We start from the raw sequence: 14459 nt of genomic DNA, 5'->3' as shown, positions 1-14459 counted from the left end.
TCATGGCATGACCACAGCGATCTGGCAACTGAGCGAGGCAGAACTCCTCGCCGAGTCTGCTGCGGTCTCCCACCAGATCCAACTGCTCGAAGCCCGGCGCATCGCTCTCGTCGCCGAGATCGACACCCGCGTGAGCCGGGAGAAGCTCGGTTTCCCCGGCCCCGCCGGCTGGCTGACATCCACCACCCTGCTCACCCCCAGCAAAGCCAACAAGATCGTCGCCCTCGCCCGCGGACTGAAGAACTTCCCCGACATCGCCGAGGCCATCGACACCGGCAGCATCACCGTCGACCACGCCGCCTTGATCCTTACCTTCGCCGAAACCCCACCCAAGAACCTCCCCCCAGCCGGGCAGGACATGGCCAGGAAGGCGATGATCACCGCCGCCACCGGACCCGAAGCACGCACCGACCGGATCCGCGAAGCCATCACCAACCTCAACGACAGATTCGGCGGCAAAAAGCCACCTCCCGAGGACACCGACCGCAACGAACTCTTCGCCTCCAAGACCTTGAACGGGCGGCTGGTACTCAAAGGAGACTTCGATGCGATCACCGGCGAGAAGCTGCTCACCGCACTCTCCCCGTTGACCGAACCCCGCCCCGCCGCCGACGGCGCCGAGACACCCAAAACCGGAGACGATCGCAGCCCCGCCCGGCGTCGCGCCGACGCCTTCGGACACATCCTCGACCAATACCTCGCCTCGAGTGATCGCCCCATCGAAGGCGGTGAACGCCCGCACCTGAACCTGCACATCAGCCTGCGCGATCTCACCGACCTCCGCGACAGTGCTGACGTCGATGACATAGCCGACGACGAGAACACCCGCGCTGCAGATGAATCCGATGACGACGGCCACCCTGCCACGGATCGCGGCGCGTACCGGGACCTGTTCGGCGACGGCACCACCGTCGGGTGGCTCCCCTGGATGGGACCACTGTCCCGCAACACCTCCCGCCAACTCGCCTGCGACTGCGTGCTCACCGCCATCGTCATGGACGAGAACGGCTCACCGATCAACCTCGCCCGCACCGCACGCACCGTCACCGCCAAACAGAAGAAGGCGCTCATCGCCCGAGACCACACCTGCGCCTTCCCCGGCTGCGGCAAACCCGCCGCCTGGACAGAAGCGCACCACATCCGGCACTGGGCCGACGGTGGCCCCACCGACATGAACAACCTCGTCCTCCTGTGCGGATTCCACCACCGACTCCTTCACTACTCCGATTGGGAAGTGTTCATCGGCGTCGACAACCACCCGTGGTTCGTGCCACCGGCAACCGTCGACCCCTACCGACAACCCAGACCATCCCACGCCCGAGCAGGCCCCCACATCGCCTGACCCTGCCCACACCCCTCCACATACCAATCCAGCCCCGCACCGAGAACACGGCGCGGGGCTGGAAGAGACTGCTCGACAGGCTGATTCGGGTGAAGTGCCAATGCCGTCACCGCAGTGATGCGGCACCACCTCGGGCACAGCCCGAACCTCCAACGAAGGCCAGCGTGGCGGGAGGGCGATAGAGAGCAGCCCGCGGACGCCATCTTCCGGGCTACGGCCGCCCATCTCTCGAACACGAGCTGCCAGATCGACCGTGGACTTCGGCGTTGTGCACGAGTCGCATGGTTGCTCCGCTCCGCTCGATCAAGCTATGACGTGCCGGCGTCGAGCTTCGCGACAGCCTCGTCGATCATCGGCACGTAGCGCTCGAGTGCCCACGGCACCGTCAACGGATTGATGATGGACGACCCGGTGACGAAGGACTGATCCGTCGGCGCAACGACCGACCCGCGGGACACGGCCGGAATCTGCTGGTACGCAGGCTGATTCTCGGTGTCGGTACGGTTCTGCGGATCCGAGTAGAACGTGAAGATCAGGTCGGAGTCGTTCAGCAGATTCGCATTCTCCAAGCCGATGACCGACGAGTCGGTGCCCTCGGTCTCGTCGAGCGTGTTCACCACCGGGTCGACCTGCAACCCGAGACCGCGCACCATCGCGACGCGCTGCTCGTCGGCGAGGAACACTCCGAGCGTCCCGGGGCCTGTGTTGTAGATGTACGAAAAGCTCACGCCCGAGTACTCGGGGTGCTGGGCGGCGGCGTCGGCGAAGCGCGCCTTGATCTTGTCGATCTCCTCGGCTGCCTTCTGTTCCTCACCCATGGCCTTGCCGATCACGGTGATCTGATCTTCCCAGGTGATCGTCCACGGCTGCTCCTCGTAGGCGACCACCGGAGCGAAGGCACTGAGCTTGTCGAACTGGTCCTGGGTGATGCCGGACCACGGAGCCAGAACGAGATCCGGCTCGAGGGCGGCAATGGCCTCGATGTTCAGTTCGGTTCCGCCGGTGAATTGTTCGGGAAGCTCGGCCCCCAATTCGGTGACCGCGTCGTGTACCCACGGCAGGTAACCGGTGTCGTCGGCACCCCACGAATACTCCTCGACGCCGACCGGGACGGTACCCAGCGCGATCGCCGTCTCCGCCGAACCCTGACCGAGAGTCACGATGCGCTCCGGCTTCTCGGTGATGACCGCCTGCCCCAGTGCCGAATCGATGGTGACGGCCGCGAAATCACCGCCTCCCGACTGCTCGGGCCCCGCAGTGTCGGAAGACGAGCACGCACCGACCACCAGGGCCGACACAGCGAGTGCAGACAGCAGGGACACACGGCGGGCAGTCCGACGACCGGCCGACGAAGCAGAGAACATGGTTACCCTTTCGACAAGCAAAGAAGCATTGAAGTAAGAGTAGGCTAACCTTCAATGAGGATTCAAATGCGCTGCGCAGCGCATATTCGCTACGGTGGGAGCCATGAGCCTTCCTCGTCCCGCCCCTGATCGGACAGCCGTCGTGACCGGAGCGTCCTCGGGAATCGGAGCCGCGATCGCCCGCGTGCTCGCATCCCGTGGCCATGGCGTCACCCTCGTCGCCCGGCGCGCCGACAAGCTCGAAGAGTTGGCACAGGAGATTCGGGCACGGGGAGTCCGAGCCGAAGTGCTCGCAGCGGACCTCTCCGACCGCACGGCGCGAGCCGAATTGATCGGCCGCATCACCGAACTCGGCCTGATCCCCGACATCTTGATCAACAACGCCGGCCTTTCCACACTCGGACCGGTCGCAGAATCCGATCCCGACGCCGAGATGCACATGATCGAGGTGGATGTCGTCGCTGTCGCAGACCTGTGCACCCGGTTCCTCCCCGGCATGATCGAACGAGGACGCGGCGCGCTGCTCAACGTGGCCTCGACCGCTGCGTTCCAGCCTCTGCCCGGACAGGCCGGATACGGTGCGTGCAAGGCGTTCGTACTCTCCTACACCCAGTCTCTGACCGGCGAACTGCGCGGAACCGGCGTGACCGCAACCGCACTGTGCCCCGGACCGGTCCAGACCGGGTTCGGCGAAGCCGCAGGCTTCGCCAAAGACGATGCAGAGAAGGCACTTCCGTCGATCATGTGGGTCTCTGCCGAGACAGTGGCCAGGACTGCCGTCGACGACATGACCAAGGGACGCATGGTGTCGATCCCCGGGCCCGCCAACCGCATCGGATCGATATTCGCGCAGATCACCCCGCGAACACTGTTGGTCCCGATGCTCACTCGTGTCCATCCCGGCCTGAAGAAGGGTGCATCGTCGTGAAGCGCGAACTCACCGTTTCCGACAGCATCGTCGTTAATGCCGACGCCGCTACGCTCTACGCCGCGATCAGCGACCCCACCGAGATGGGTCGGTGGAGCCCCGAGAACACCGGTGCCACCGTCCACGAACCCCGCGAGAGTGCCTACGTGGGAATGGTGTTCGACGGAACCAACAAGCGCGGCCGAGCGAAATGGGTCACTCGCTGCACCGTCACGGCGGCCGACCCGGGGAAGACCTTCGAGTTCCGCGTCCATGCCATCGGCAAGAGCGCTCCGAAGATCAAGGGCGCGAACGCAACCTGGCGTTACGACTTCGAGCCGGTCGAGGGCGGCACGAAAGTCACCGAGACCTGGACCGACGACCGGACGAAGTGGCCCGACGCGCTGGCCCTCGTGTTCGACAAGATCGTCACCAGCGGCAAGACGTTCCCGCAGTTCCAGCGTCGCAACATCCGTGAGACGCTGGAGAACCTGCAGAAGCTCTACGCCTGATTGCTATGCCTGCCGGGTGTAGAGGCCGAGAACGTACGAGGCCTGCCCGGCATGCTGCAGGTCGTCGGAGACCACCGACACCAGCCGCGCACCCAGGGTGACCGGCGGATCCCAGTTCTCGTCGACGATCCGATCGAGATCGTCGGTCGAAACGCTGCTTACGTAGGCAACGGTTTTCGAGTGCACGGCATCGTGGTATTCACGCAGCAACTCGGCGCTCGAGGTGACCTGAGCGACGTCGGCGGATGACTGGCCGTACCCGATGTCGGACTTGTCGAACGGCAGCCCGAAACGCTCGAACCACGAGTCCGACGTCCAGACCTGTTCGCTCCCGGCCACGTCCGCAATGTGGTCGTCCTGCACCCGCGTCAGGTGCCACAACAACCAGGCGATGCTGTTGGCATCGGCGTCCGGACGATACGTCAACGCAGCCGCGGGGATGTCGTCCAGGACGGAGTGGACGAGCTCCTTGATTCGACCGAACGCGTCGGTGAGCACTTCGTTGTGATTCATGAAAATTCGTTTCTCCTCTGACGGGACTGCTGACCACTCGTGCATACCCCGATGTGCTCGCAGGGAACATCGGTGCGGTCCGAGCGCGTTGGACCGAATATGACTGCTCCAGCAATTGTGTACACCCGCACCGGCGATTCGTCCGTCCTCGAGCTGAAGGATCGCGAGGTGTCCGAGCCCGCCGCAGGCGAAGTGCGTGTCCGCATCGTGGTCTCGGGCGTCAACCCGACGGACTGGAAGAACCGAACCGGCTCCGGACCGGGCGAGGAACTCGCGTTCGACGAGGTGGTACCCAACCAGGACGGTGCCGGAGTGATCGACGCCGTCGGACCCGAGGTCGACGGCGTGGCCGTCGGCGATCGCGTCTGGGTCTACCTCGCCCAGCATCAGCGTCCGACCGGAACAGCGCAGTCTTTCGCAGTCCTACCCGCCTCCCGGGTGGTTCCTCTACCCGACGGCGTCGGATTCGACGTGGGCGCGAGCCTCGGAGTGCCTGCGATGACGGCACACCGCGCACTGACCGTCTCCGAGGACGGACCCACCCGGCTGCACCCGGGCGCACTGGACGGTAAGTCGGTACTCGTCGCCGGTGGTGCCGGTGCCGTCGGCCATGCCGCGATCCAATTGGCTCGCTGGGCGGGCGCGACCGTGGTGACAACGGTCAGCGGACCGGAGAAGGGCGCACTGGCGACCGCCGCGGGCGCGCACCACGTGGTGAACTACAAGACCGGCGACGCCGCCGCCGAGATCCGCGAATTGATCCCCGCCGGAATCGATCTCGTCGTCGAGGTGGCTCCCGCCCAGAATGCCGCGCTCAACGCTGCCGTGGGAGCCAACCGCGCATCGGTTGCCGTCTACGCCAACAACGGCGGCGACACCGTGACCCTCGACGTCCGGCCGAACATGGTGCTCAACACCCGCTACCAGTTCGTACTCCTCTACACCGTGGGCGACGAGGCTTTGCGGAACGCCGAGGCGGACGTCAGCGCGGCGGCGGCAGCCGGTGTTCTCGAGGTGGGCGAAGCCACCGGCCTACCACTGCACCGCTTCCCGCTGAGCGAAACCGCTGCGGCTCACGACGCCGTCGAGAACGGAACCGTCGGCAAGGTGCTGATCGACGTCTCCAGCGACTGATTCAGGTGATGACCGGCAACGTTGACCATGGAAAATTGATCCACTTGTCGGTTTCACGCCACGAATAGTCCGGCTGCACAATGGTTCTCGGCTTGGTGTAGATCACGGCCGACCGCACCTCGGGCGTGTGCGCCTTCAACAGGTCGATCACCAGCGCCAGCGTGCGGCCGGAATCGGCGACGTCGTCGACGACGAGCAACTTCTTACCGACGATCGCGTCGGTGTCCAGAAGGGGCTCGAGGACAACCGGATCGGGCAGGGTCTCCTCGATGTCGGAGTAGAACTCGACGTTGAGGGTGCCCGCTGCCTTGACGCCCATGGCGTAGGCAATCGCACCCGCAGGAATGAGACCGCCTCGAGCGATCGCGATGACGATGTCCGGGACGAACCCGTCGTCGACGATCTACTCGGTGAGTTCACGCGAGGCGTCCCCGAACGTCGCCCACGTCAGTACTTCACGTTCCTGTTCGGTCATGAACGATCACTCTACCCAGACCGCGTTTTGCCAATCGAGCAATTTTGTTTGCGCCCATGGTTGTAAGCGGGCATTCTCGAACCATGGCCGACCACACGCACGCTCACACTCATGCCGCCGACCGGACCCCCGCAGAGCCTGACTTCGAGAACGGTGCCTTCGATGAAGCATTCTGGGACGACCTCTACAACCAGCGCACCACCATCTGGAGCGGACATCCCAATGCGGTGTTGGTACAGGAAGCGTCCGAGCTGACTCCGGGCCGCGCCCTGGACATCGGCTGCGGGGAAGGCGCCGACTCCCTGTGGTTGGCCGGTGAAGGCTGGCACGTGACCGGCGTCGACATCTCCGATGTCGCCCTCGGCCGCGCCCGTGCGGCACAACAGGCACTCGAGCCGCACACACTCGCGGTGAACTGGCAGCAGCACGACGTTCTGGACTGGACTCCTCCGACAGAGGCATTCGATCTCGTGTCGGTGCACTTCCTCCAGGTGCCACCGGACGAGCTCGAATTGACCACCCGCAGGTTCGCCGCAGCGGTCTCGCCGAAGGGACGTCTGCTGATCGTCGGCCACAGTCCCAGCGACAGCCACGCCTCGCAGCATCCGGCCAAGCACAGACTCTTCGCACCGGAACCGGTCGTCGCTGCGGCAGGCGACGGGTTCGAGGTGATCCACGCCGAACACCGCACCCGCACGACGCCGGACGGCGACGAGCGAATCGACACGGTCGTGGTGCTGCAACGTCGGTAGGCTCGGGCGGTGTTCACGCAGTCGACGTTACGAATTCCCCTGGTCGTCACCTTCGTCGTCGCGCTGATCGTGCTCTTCACCCCCGCATCCGGGGTTCCCTCGGGATTTCAGCACAGCGACAAGATCATCCACTTCGTACTGTTCGCTGCGCTGGCGTACACCTCACGCCTGGCCGGAATCGACTGGATCCGAACCGCACTGTGGGTACTGACGTTCGCGGCGATCTCGGAGGTCCTGCAAGCGATCCTGCCTCTGGGACGCTCCGGATCGCTCGCCGACGCCCTCGCCGACGCCGCCGGAGTTGCTGTGGGCCTGCTCGCAGCGAGTCGGGTTCTACCGCAGCGCGTCGAACGCGCCCCGGACCTGCACTAGACTGACCCTGCACCGGGGTCCCTCGGCCAGCGCGCGACTCCGGAAGGAACGTCATCACCTCGTCTTCTGCCCCGCACGATATCTACCTCGTTCCACCGGAGCACGAGACCAACGATGCCGTCACCCGAGAATCTGCCGCATCCGCAGCGCGACTGAGCGAACGATCCGACGTCGTCAGCCACGACGGCCGCTACGCATTGACCATCACCTCCACCACCCCGCACCAGGCGATGGTCGAGGATCTGCTGTTCGTGCGCGCCGTACTCGACGCCGCACACATCAAGTACCTGCTCGTTCGCGGCAACGACGAACGGCCCGTCATCGCCATCGAGCTGGCCGCACGCGAAGCGTTGACCACGGCACTGGTGCACGCCTGCCGCGCCGAGCCGTTCTACTCCAAGACCGTCGATGCCCGCGGGAAAGCAGTGCTGGTGGCCGACGGCACACTCTCGCCGTCCGCGAACGCACGCATCGTCCGCCTGTACCGGCCGCGCGTCGAGCCGTTCAGTGGGTTGTACTACGGCGCGTCGACGGCCGTGCAGATCGAACTGTGGTCGTTCTCCCCGTCCGAGATCGTGCTGCCGATCGAGAATTCGCTGACCAGGCGCAACATCCGGCCCGACGAGGCCGTCCGCGGTACCGTCGAACGCTTCGGCAGAACCTGGCCGACCATCGAGAACATGTTCGCCGACCACGCGTCGGACATCAATTTCGAGATCGACATCGTCTTCTCCTGGGTCGATGGCTCCTCGGCCGAATTCCAGGCCCAGCGGGCGCGGCGGATGGCGAATTACGTCGTCGGTGAGGGCGACGACTCGGCGGCCCGTTACCGGCAGATCGACGAATTGAAGTACGCCCTGCGGTCGGTGCACATGTACGCGCCGTGGATCAGGCGGATCTTCGTGGCCACCGACTCCCCGAGGCCGGCGTGGCTCGCCGACCATCCCAAGGTGACGTTCGTGCCGAGCGAGGCGTTCTTCGTCGACACCTCCGTGCTGCCGACCCACAATTCGCAGGCCGTCGAAAGCCAGCTGCACCACATACCCGGCTTGTCCGAGCACTTCCTGTACTCGAACGACGACATGTTCTTCGGCCGACCGGTCAGCCCGTCGATGTTCTTCTCCCCCGGCGGGATCAGCATGTTCATCGAGGCGACGACGCGAATCGGGTTGGGTTACAGCGACGCCGACCGCAGCGGGTTCGAGAATGCGGCACGGGTGAACCGTCGAATCCTGCAGGACAGATTCGGTATGACCACGACCCGGCATCTCGAACACGCGGCAACACCGTTGCGGCGCAGTGTGATGCAGGAAATGGAGAACGAGTTTCCGGACGAGTTCGCGTCCACCGCCGCGAGCGCGTTCCGCGCCAGCACCAACATCTCGGTGACGAACTCGCTGTACCACTACTACGCGCTGATGAGTGGACGCGCCGTGGTCCAGAAGGACGCCAAGGTTCGGTACATCGATACCACGACGGTCGCGGGCCTCGACGCCATGGAGAAGTTGCTCCCCAAACGGTCGGTGGACTTCTTCTGCCTCAACGACGGCAGCTTCCCGGAGGTCGACCTCGACCTGCGCACCCGGACGGTGACGCAGTTCCTGGACAAGTACTTCCCCATCGTCGCGCCGTGGGAACGAGAGCAGCGCTAGGCGTCGCTGAACGTCTTCCGCCTCGCACTGTCCGCGATGGTGACTCCCGCTGCGCTCAGCCTGCGTGCGGTCTCCTGAGCCGAGACCGGTTCTCCCACAGTGTCGTACGAGCCCGTCGGCACCACCGAATGCACAACGGTGTCCTCGTAGACGTGGACCAGGTTGTAGCCCTGGGCACCGTCGCGACCGCGCAATCCACCGGCGGGCACGTTCAGATCCTGGGTGTAACACGTGGCCGACGCCACCGAGACGGGAATACCCGCGAACGTGGCCGTCGTCGAATAGTGCAGGTGCCCAGCGAGAATGGATCGCACGTCGGTTCCGCGCAACACATCGGCCAGGCGCGGCTGATCGATCAGCTCGACCAGAACCGCGAGATCGAGCACGGTCGGCACCGGCGGATGATGCATCGCCAGGATCGTGCCGAACTCGGCGGGCGTGGCGAGAGTATCTGTCAGCCAGGCCAATTGCTCGTCGCCGAGCTCTCCGTGATGGCGACCGGGAACCGTCGTGTCGAGCGTGACGACACGCAGACCGTCGACGTCGTGGACGCGATCGATGGACTGCACGGTCGGTTCGGCGTCGAGAAGCTTCTGGCGGAACATCGCACGGTCGTCGTGATTGCCCATCGCCCAGACGATCTGCGCACCGAGTTCCTCGGCCACGGGCTCGACCAACGCCCGCAGCTTCTCGTAGGCACCGGCCTCACCCTTGTCCGTCAGGTCTCCGGTGAACACCAATGCGTCGGGGCGCACACCCGAGTTGCGTACGTCGGCCATCACCTGTTCGAGCCGCAACTCACTGTCCACGCCGCCGTACAACCGACCGCCACCGTCGACGAGATGCGTGTCGCTGATATGCAACAAGCTGTGATGGGGACGTGGGTACTCGGCCATCCGAGACTTCATCGAACTCTCGCTCACGATCATCACCTACGGTTTTGCGATCGCCCGGGTCGGACGAACGCCACTGCTGCAAGCCAAGCATACGAGCGTTCGCTGAGAGGAAGCTGGTCGGATCTCGGCGGTGAACACCGCACGAACTTCCGGCGTGTGACAGGTTGTGGGCATGACGAAACCGACGCTGACGACTCTTCTGGAAACTGCAGGACTGACGGTGGGAGCGATGGTCGGCATCGGCGTCGCCCCCGCTTCCGCGCAGGAGCTGCCGACCGTGGTGCTGGTGCACGGAGCCTTCGCGGACAACACCAGCTGGGACGGCGTCGCCGAGGATCTACGCGGCCGCGGCTACCCCGTGGTGGCGGCGGACAACTCGCTGCGCGGGCCCGCGATCGACGCGGCCTCGGTCACCGACGTGGTCGAGAGCATCGACGGGCCGGTGATCCTGGTAGGCCATTCGTACGGCGGCACGGTGATCAGCAACGTGCACGCCGACAACGTGGAGGCTCTGGTCTACGTCGCCGCGTTCATGCCCGTCGAAGGCGAACCCGTCGCCCTCGAACTCGATCCCATCCGATTTCCGGTGACCGCGCTGGTACCGCCGGTGATCGGGCTGACGGTCGTCGACGACGCGTCGAACATCATCGGCCGCAACGTCGACTCGTACATCACTCCCGCCCTGTTCCGTCCGTTCTTCGCCCCGGATGTCAGCGAGGAGCAGGCCGCTCGCATGGCCGCACACCAGAAGACGATCGCCGCAGGCGCCCTGCTCGAGCCGAGCGGCCCACCGTCCTGGGCGCACACGCCGTCGTGGGCTCTGATCCCCCAGCAGGATCAGATCATCCCGACCTCCGCCGAGCGGTTCATGGCGCAGCGGGCGGGCGCTCAGGTGACCGAGGTGCCGGGTTCGCACGCGATCCTGGTCTCGAACCCCACGGCCGTGGCCGACCTCGTCGCCGCGGCGGATGCGGGCAGCTGACACCTCCCGAAACGACCTCGGGCCCGGCCACCTTCGACAGGTGGCCGGGCCCGAGGCGTCTTACGACGAGAGTCAGATCCCGATGAGATCGTGATCGGCTACCTTCGACGCCAGGATGCGCAGGTGCTCGTCGGCACCACCGAGAGTGTGCTCGATGGCCACGAGCCGACTGGTGTAGTGCCCGACCGGATATTCGGCGGTGACGCCGATTCCGCCGTGCAACTGAATGGCCTCCTGGCCGATCTTGCGACCGGAGCGGGAGATCTGCAGCTTGGCGCGCGAGGCGATGGTCGGGTCGACGTTGCCATCCGCCAACGACATCGTGGCGTACAGACTCATGCTGCGGGCGAGTTCGAGCAGCACGTACATGTCCGCCGCACGGAAGGTGAGTGCCTGGAACTTGGCCAGCGGAACCCCGAACTGCTTGCGCGCCTTCAAGTAATCGGTGGTCAGTCGCAGCGCCTCCTCCATGGCACCGATAGCCTCGGCGCACAGCGCAGCCTGAGCCCGCACCTCGGCGCCGGTGATGGCCGCTGCCGCGTTCTCGGCGGTACCGAGCGGTTCTGCTGCGACATCGACGAATTCGATCTGCGCGGCGCGCTGACCGTCGTGGGTGGCGTAGGACTTGCGCGTGAGGCCGGTCGCATCGGCATCGACGACGAACAGTCCCGTGCCACCGGTGGGCAGCGCGGCACTGACAACGATGACGTCTGCGCTACCGCCGTGCGGAACCGGGTTCTTGACGCCGTTGATCGCCCACGATCCACCGTCCTCGGTGGCGGTGGTGGCGACCTCGATGTCGGGCCAGCGGCTGCCGGACTCGTTGTGCGCGAACGCCAACATCGACGACCCCTCGGCCACCGGCGGCAGGAGCCGCGCGCGCTGCTCGGCGCTGCCGAGCTCGGAGATCAACCCGCCGGGGACGAGGACGGCGTCGAGAATCGGCTCCGGCGCGAGGCGTCGACCGACCTCGGTCATCACGGCCATGATCTCCACGGGACCGGCGTCCATGCCGCCGTCTTCCTCGCCGAACGTCAGACCCAGCAGCCCGACCTCGGCCAGCTGCTTCCAGACGTCGGTGCTCCAGCCCAGTTCACCGGAAACGATCTTGTTGCGCTTCTCGGTGTCGTAGGCCCGCGTGAGCACCTCACGAGTGGTGTCGCGCAGCAGCTTCTGCTCTTCGTTGAGTTCGAAATCCATGTCTTTCAGATGCTCCCTTACAGTCCGAGAATCGCAGAGGCGATGATGGTGCGCTGAACCTCGTTCGAGCCGCCGTAGATGGACACCTTGCGGTAGTTGAGGTACCCCGGTACCGAGCGCTGCGCCCAGCCCTCGCTCTCGATGTCCTCGCCCGCCTCGTAGGGCAGTGAGTCCGGCCCGGCGACGTCCATCAGCAGTTCGGTCGTCGCTTGCTGCAATTCCGATCCCCGCAGCTTGAGGATGGACGACGCCGGATTCGGCTTACCGTCGTCCGAGCTCGACACCAGGCGCAGCTGAGTCAGCTCCAGGGCGAGCAGTTCGTTCTCGACCTCGGCCATCTTGGCCGCGAACAAGGGGTCGTCGAGCAATGTGCCGCTGCCGACCTTCGTCTGCGCTGCGTGCTTCTTCGCCTGTCCCAGATGCACTTTGGTGTGTCCGGCCCGGGCGACGCCGGTGCGCTCGTTGCCGAGCAGGAACTTGGCGTAGCTCCAGCCCTGGTTCTCCTCGCCGACGAGATTCTCCGCCGGAACGCGGACGTTGTCGAAGAAGACCTCGTTGACCTCGACGCTGCCGTCGATCAGCTTGATGGGGCGCATCTCGATGCCGGGAGTGTTCAGATCGATGAGCAGGAACGAGATTCCTGCCTGCTTCTTCGGCGCGTCCGGGTTGGTGCGCACGAGCGCGAAGATCCAGTCGGCGTACTGGCCGAGCGTGGTCCACGTCTTCTGTCCGTTGACGATGTAGTCGTCACCGTCGCGGATCGCGGTGGTGCGCAACGACGCCAGGTCCGATCCGGCCTCGGGCTCGGAGAAGCCCTGGCACCACCAGATGTCGAGGTTCGCCGTCTTGGGCAGGAACTTCTCCTTGAGCTCCTGAGAGCCGAACGTCGCGATGACCGGGCCGACCATCGAGGCGTTGAACGCCAGCGGCTCGGGCACCGACGCCAACTGCATCTCGTCGAGCCAGATGTGGCGCTGCACAGCGGTCCAGTCGCGGCCACCGAACTCGGCCGGCCAATGCGGCACGGCCAAGCCGTTCTCGTTGAGGATTCGCATGGTCGTGACCACCTCGTCCTTGCTCAACTCCTGACCCGTCGCGCTCTTCTCGCGAATCTCGGCCGGGACCTTCGTGGTGAAGAACGTCCGCATCTCGTCACGGAACGCGGCCTCTTCTTCTGTGAGGGCAAGATTCATCGACAATCCTCCAAGCTCGTTCGCGTATCTTCGTATCGACCGTACTCCCTGGTAACTCTGGGATATTCTCCGCTCACTATGACTCTTCTGGCACTGGTTCGGCACGGTGAAACGAACTGGAATCTGCACGGGCGTCTGCAGGGCTCATCGGACATTCCTCTCAACGACACCGGCCGTGCCCAGGCCCGCGAGGCCGGCCACGAACTCGAGTACCGAACGTGGGACCACCTGGTCAGCTCCCCGCTGATCAGAGCAGCGGAAACCGCGGACATCATCGGCGCGCACCTGGGCCTTACCCGCACCGCCGAGTTCCCCGACCTGGCCGAACGGCATTTCGGTGACGCCGAAGGATTCACCGACTGGGACGCGTACTCGCACTGGCCGGACGGCCGGTATCCGGGCCTGGAGCCACGCTCGAACCTGATCGTGCGTGGCGTGCGCGGCGTGGACGAGATCGCCTCGCGCTATCCGGACTCCGCGGTGATCGCCGTGGCGCACGGCGGCGTCATCCGGGCGATCTTCGACGCGATCCGGCGACGCCACTCCCCACGCATCCTCAACGCGGGCGTCTCGACCCTCGAACACGACGGTTCTCGCTGGACCGTTCGCACCATCAACGGCATCCCGGTCTGACAGAGTTTTCCTTCATGGAGATCGAACGTCGCATCACCGAACTGGGCTTCACCCTGCCCGGCGAACCGACCGCCCCACCCGGTTTCGAGTACTCGTTCGAGTGGGTTCGCGTGCGCGGCAACCGAGTCTTCGCCTCGGGCCATTCGCCGCTCGAGCAGGACGGTGCCCTGGCAGGCCCGTTCGGCGCGGTGCCATCGCAGGTGAGTCTCGACGCCGCCACCGATGCCGCGCGCGATGCGGCTCTCGCCGTGCTGGGCAGCCTCGCCCGTGCGATCGGCGACCTCGATCGAATCAGCGCGTGGCTGACCGTCACCGGATCGGTCAACGCCGACCACGGTTTCACTCAGACCACCACGGTCGTCAACGGCTTCTCCGATCTGGTTCTCGCCATCTTCGGTCCCGAGATCGGTGCCCATGCCCGCACCGCACTCGGGGTGGCCGCTTTGCCGATGAACAACACCGTCGTGGTGTCAGCGGAACTGGAGATCGACGGGTAGGTTTGCTCCACTCGTACATACGGCGAAAGCGGGCG

16 protein-coding genes are annotated in these 14459 nt (G+C 65.3%); 10 read left to right on the top strand and 6 right to left on the bottom strand.

Annotation, left to right across the window (positions count from 1 at the left end):
• Positions 1-7 precede the first annotated feature (7 nt).
• On the top strand, positions 8-1342 hold the full coding sequence (locus tag CH306_RS15515; RefSeq protein WP_094647025.1) for an HNH endonuclease signature motif containing protein: 1335 nt from the start codon (positions 8-10) through the stop codon (positions 1340-1342).
• 308 nt (positions 1343-1650) lie between these two features.
• Here the strand turns inward: CH306_RS15515 and CH306_RS15510 are convergent, their stop codons facing one another.
• Positions 1651-2706: an iron-siderophore ABC transporter substrate-binding protein gene (locus CH306_RS15510; protein ID WP_094647024.1), complete on the bottom strand. Its 1056-nt coding sequence runs from the start codon at positions 2704-2706 to the stop codon at positions 1651-1653.
• Positions 2707-2809: 103 nt separating this feature from the next.
• Here CH306_RS15510 and CH306_RS15505 point away from each other — a divergent pair, with 103 nt between their 5' ends.
• Both CH306_RS15505 and CH306_RS15500 read left to right on the top strand, forming a co-directional pair.
• Positions 2810-3634 carry an SDR family NAD(P)-dependent oxidoreductase gene (locus CH306_RS15505; protein WP_094647023.1) on the top strand — a complete coding sequence of 275 codons (825 nt, stop codon included), beginning with the start codon at positions 2810-2812 and terminating at the stop codon, positions 3632-3634.
• Positions 3631-4125, top strand: coding sequence for an SRPBCC family protein (locus tag CH306_RS15500; protein ID WP_094647022.1), 495 nt, complete (start codon positions 3631-3633; stop codon positions 4123-4125). Before CH306_RS15505 ends, CH306_RS15500 begins: the two co-directional genes overlap by 4 nt.
• A 3-nt stretch (positions 4126-4128) precedes the next feature.
• On the opposite strand, the gene CH306_RS15495 is transcribed toward CH306_RS15500, so the two are convergent.
• Complete coding sequence (locus CH306_RS15495; protein ID WP_094631622.1) at positions 4129-4638, bottom strand: mycothiol transferase; 510 nt, start codon at positions 4636-4638, stop codon at positions 4129-4131.
• 99 nt (positions 4639-4737) lie between these two features.
• Here CH306_RS15495 and CH306_RS15490 point away from each other — a divergent pair, with 99 nt between their 5' ends.
• Entirely contained in the window at positions 4738-5772 is a 1035-nt protein-coding gene (locus tag CH306_RS15490; protein WP_179272883.1) for an NADPH:quinone reductase, read from the top strand.
• Position 5773: 1 nt separating this feature from the next.
• Here CH306_RS15490 and CH306_RS15485 read toward each other — a convergent pair whose 3' ends face one another.
• On the bottom strand, positions 5774-6175 hold the full coding sequence (locus CH306_RS15485; protein ID WP_256981175.1) for a phosphoribosyltransferase: 402 nt from the start codon (positions 6173-6175) through the stop codon (positions 5774-5776).
• Positions 6176-6330: 155 nt separating this feature from the next.
• Between CH306_RS15485 and CH306_RS15480 the strand changes: the two genes are divergently transcribed.
• The 3 genes from CH306_RS15480 (at position 6331) to CH306_RS15470 (ending at position 9023) form a co-directional block, all read left to right on the top strand.
• Positions 6331-6999 carry a class I SAM-dependent methyltransferase gene (locus CH306_RS15480; protein ID WP_052683931.1) on the top strand — a complete coding sequence of 223 codons (669 nt, stop codon included), beginning with the start codon at positions 6331-6333 and terminating at the stop codon, positions 6997-6999.
• Between the two features lie 9 nt (positions 7000-7008).
• A complete protein-coding gene (locus tag CH306_RS15475; protein ID WP_032396514.1) occupies positions 7009-7371 on the top strand; it encodes a VanZ family protein in 363 nt (120 codons plus the stop codon).
• A gap of 152 nt (positions 7372-7523) precedes the next feature.
• On the top strand, positions 7524-9023 hold the full coding sequence (locus CH306_RS15470; protein ID WP_176459397.1) for a stealth family protein: 1500 nt from the start codon (positions 7524-7526) through the stop codon (positions 9021-9023).
• Here CH306_RS15470 and CH306_RS15465 read toward each other — a convergent pair.
• Positions 9020-9931 (bottom strand): phosphodiesterase, encoded by a 912-nt coding sequence (locus CH306_RS15465; protein WP_094647062.1) that lies wholly within the window; start codon positions 9929-9931, stop codon positions 9020-9022. The genes CH306_RS15470 and CH306_RS15465 overlap by 4 nt on opposite strands.
• 160 nt (positions 9932-10091) lie before the next feature.
• Between CH306_RS15465 and CH306_RS15460 the strand changes: the two genes are divergently transcribed.
• Complete coding sequence (locus tag CH306_RS15460; protein ID WP_094647021.1) at positions 10092-10901, top strand: alpha/beta hydrolase; 810 nt, start codon at positions 10092-10094, stop codon at positions 10899-10901.
• 72 nt (positions 10902-10973) lie between these two features.
• Here CH306_RS15460 and CH306_RS15455 read toward each other — a convergent pair whose 3' ends face one another.
• Both CH306_RS15455 and CH306_RS15450 read right to left on the bottom strand, forming a co-directional pair.
• Positions 10974-12101, bottom strand: a complete 1128-nt coding sequence (locus tag CH306_RS15455; protein ID WP_094647020.1) for an acyl-CoA dehydrogenase family protein — start codon at positions 12099-12101, stop codon at positions 10974-10976.
• A gap of 17 nt (positions 12102-12118) precedes the next feature.
• Positions 12119-13294: an acyl-CoA dehydrogenase family protein gene (locus tag CH306_RS15450; RefSeq protein ID WP_032396511.1), complete on the bottom strand. Its 1176-nt coding sequence runs from the start codon at positions 13292-13294 to the stop codon at positions 12119-12121.
• 78 nt (positions 13295-13372) lie between these two features.
• Between CH306_RS15450 and CH306_RS15445 the strand changes: the two genes are divergently transcribed.
• Both CH306_RS15445 and CH306_RS15440 read left to right on the top strand, forming a co-directional pair.
• The gene (locus CH306_RS15445; RefSeq protein WP_032396510.1) at positions 13373-13927 is read left to right on the top strand and encodes a histidine phosphatase family protein; all 555 of its coding nucleotides are present in this window, start codon (positions 13373-13375) and stop codon (positions 13925-13927) included.
• A gap of 14 nt (positions 13928-13941) precedes the next feature.
• Entirely contained in the window at positions 13942-14424 is a 483-nt protein-coding gene (locus CH306_RS15440; protein WP_032396509.1) for a RidA family protein, read from the top strand.
• Positions 14425-14459: the final 35 nt, after the last annotated feature.

Source organism: Rhodococcus sp. 15-725-2-2b, from assembly GCF_002259075.1.
In the GTDB taxonomy this organism is placed as follows: domain Bacteria; phylum Actinomycetota; class Actinomycetes; order Mycobacteriales; family Mycobacteriaceae; genus Rhodococcoides.
The sequence above is the reverse complement of the archived record's forward strand: the minus strand, read 5'-3'. Positions and strand labels throughout refer to the sequence as shown.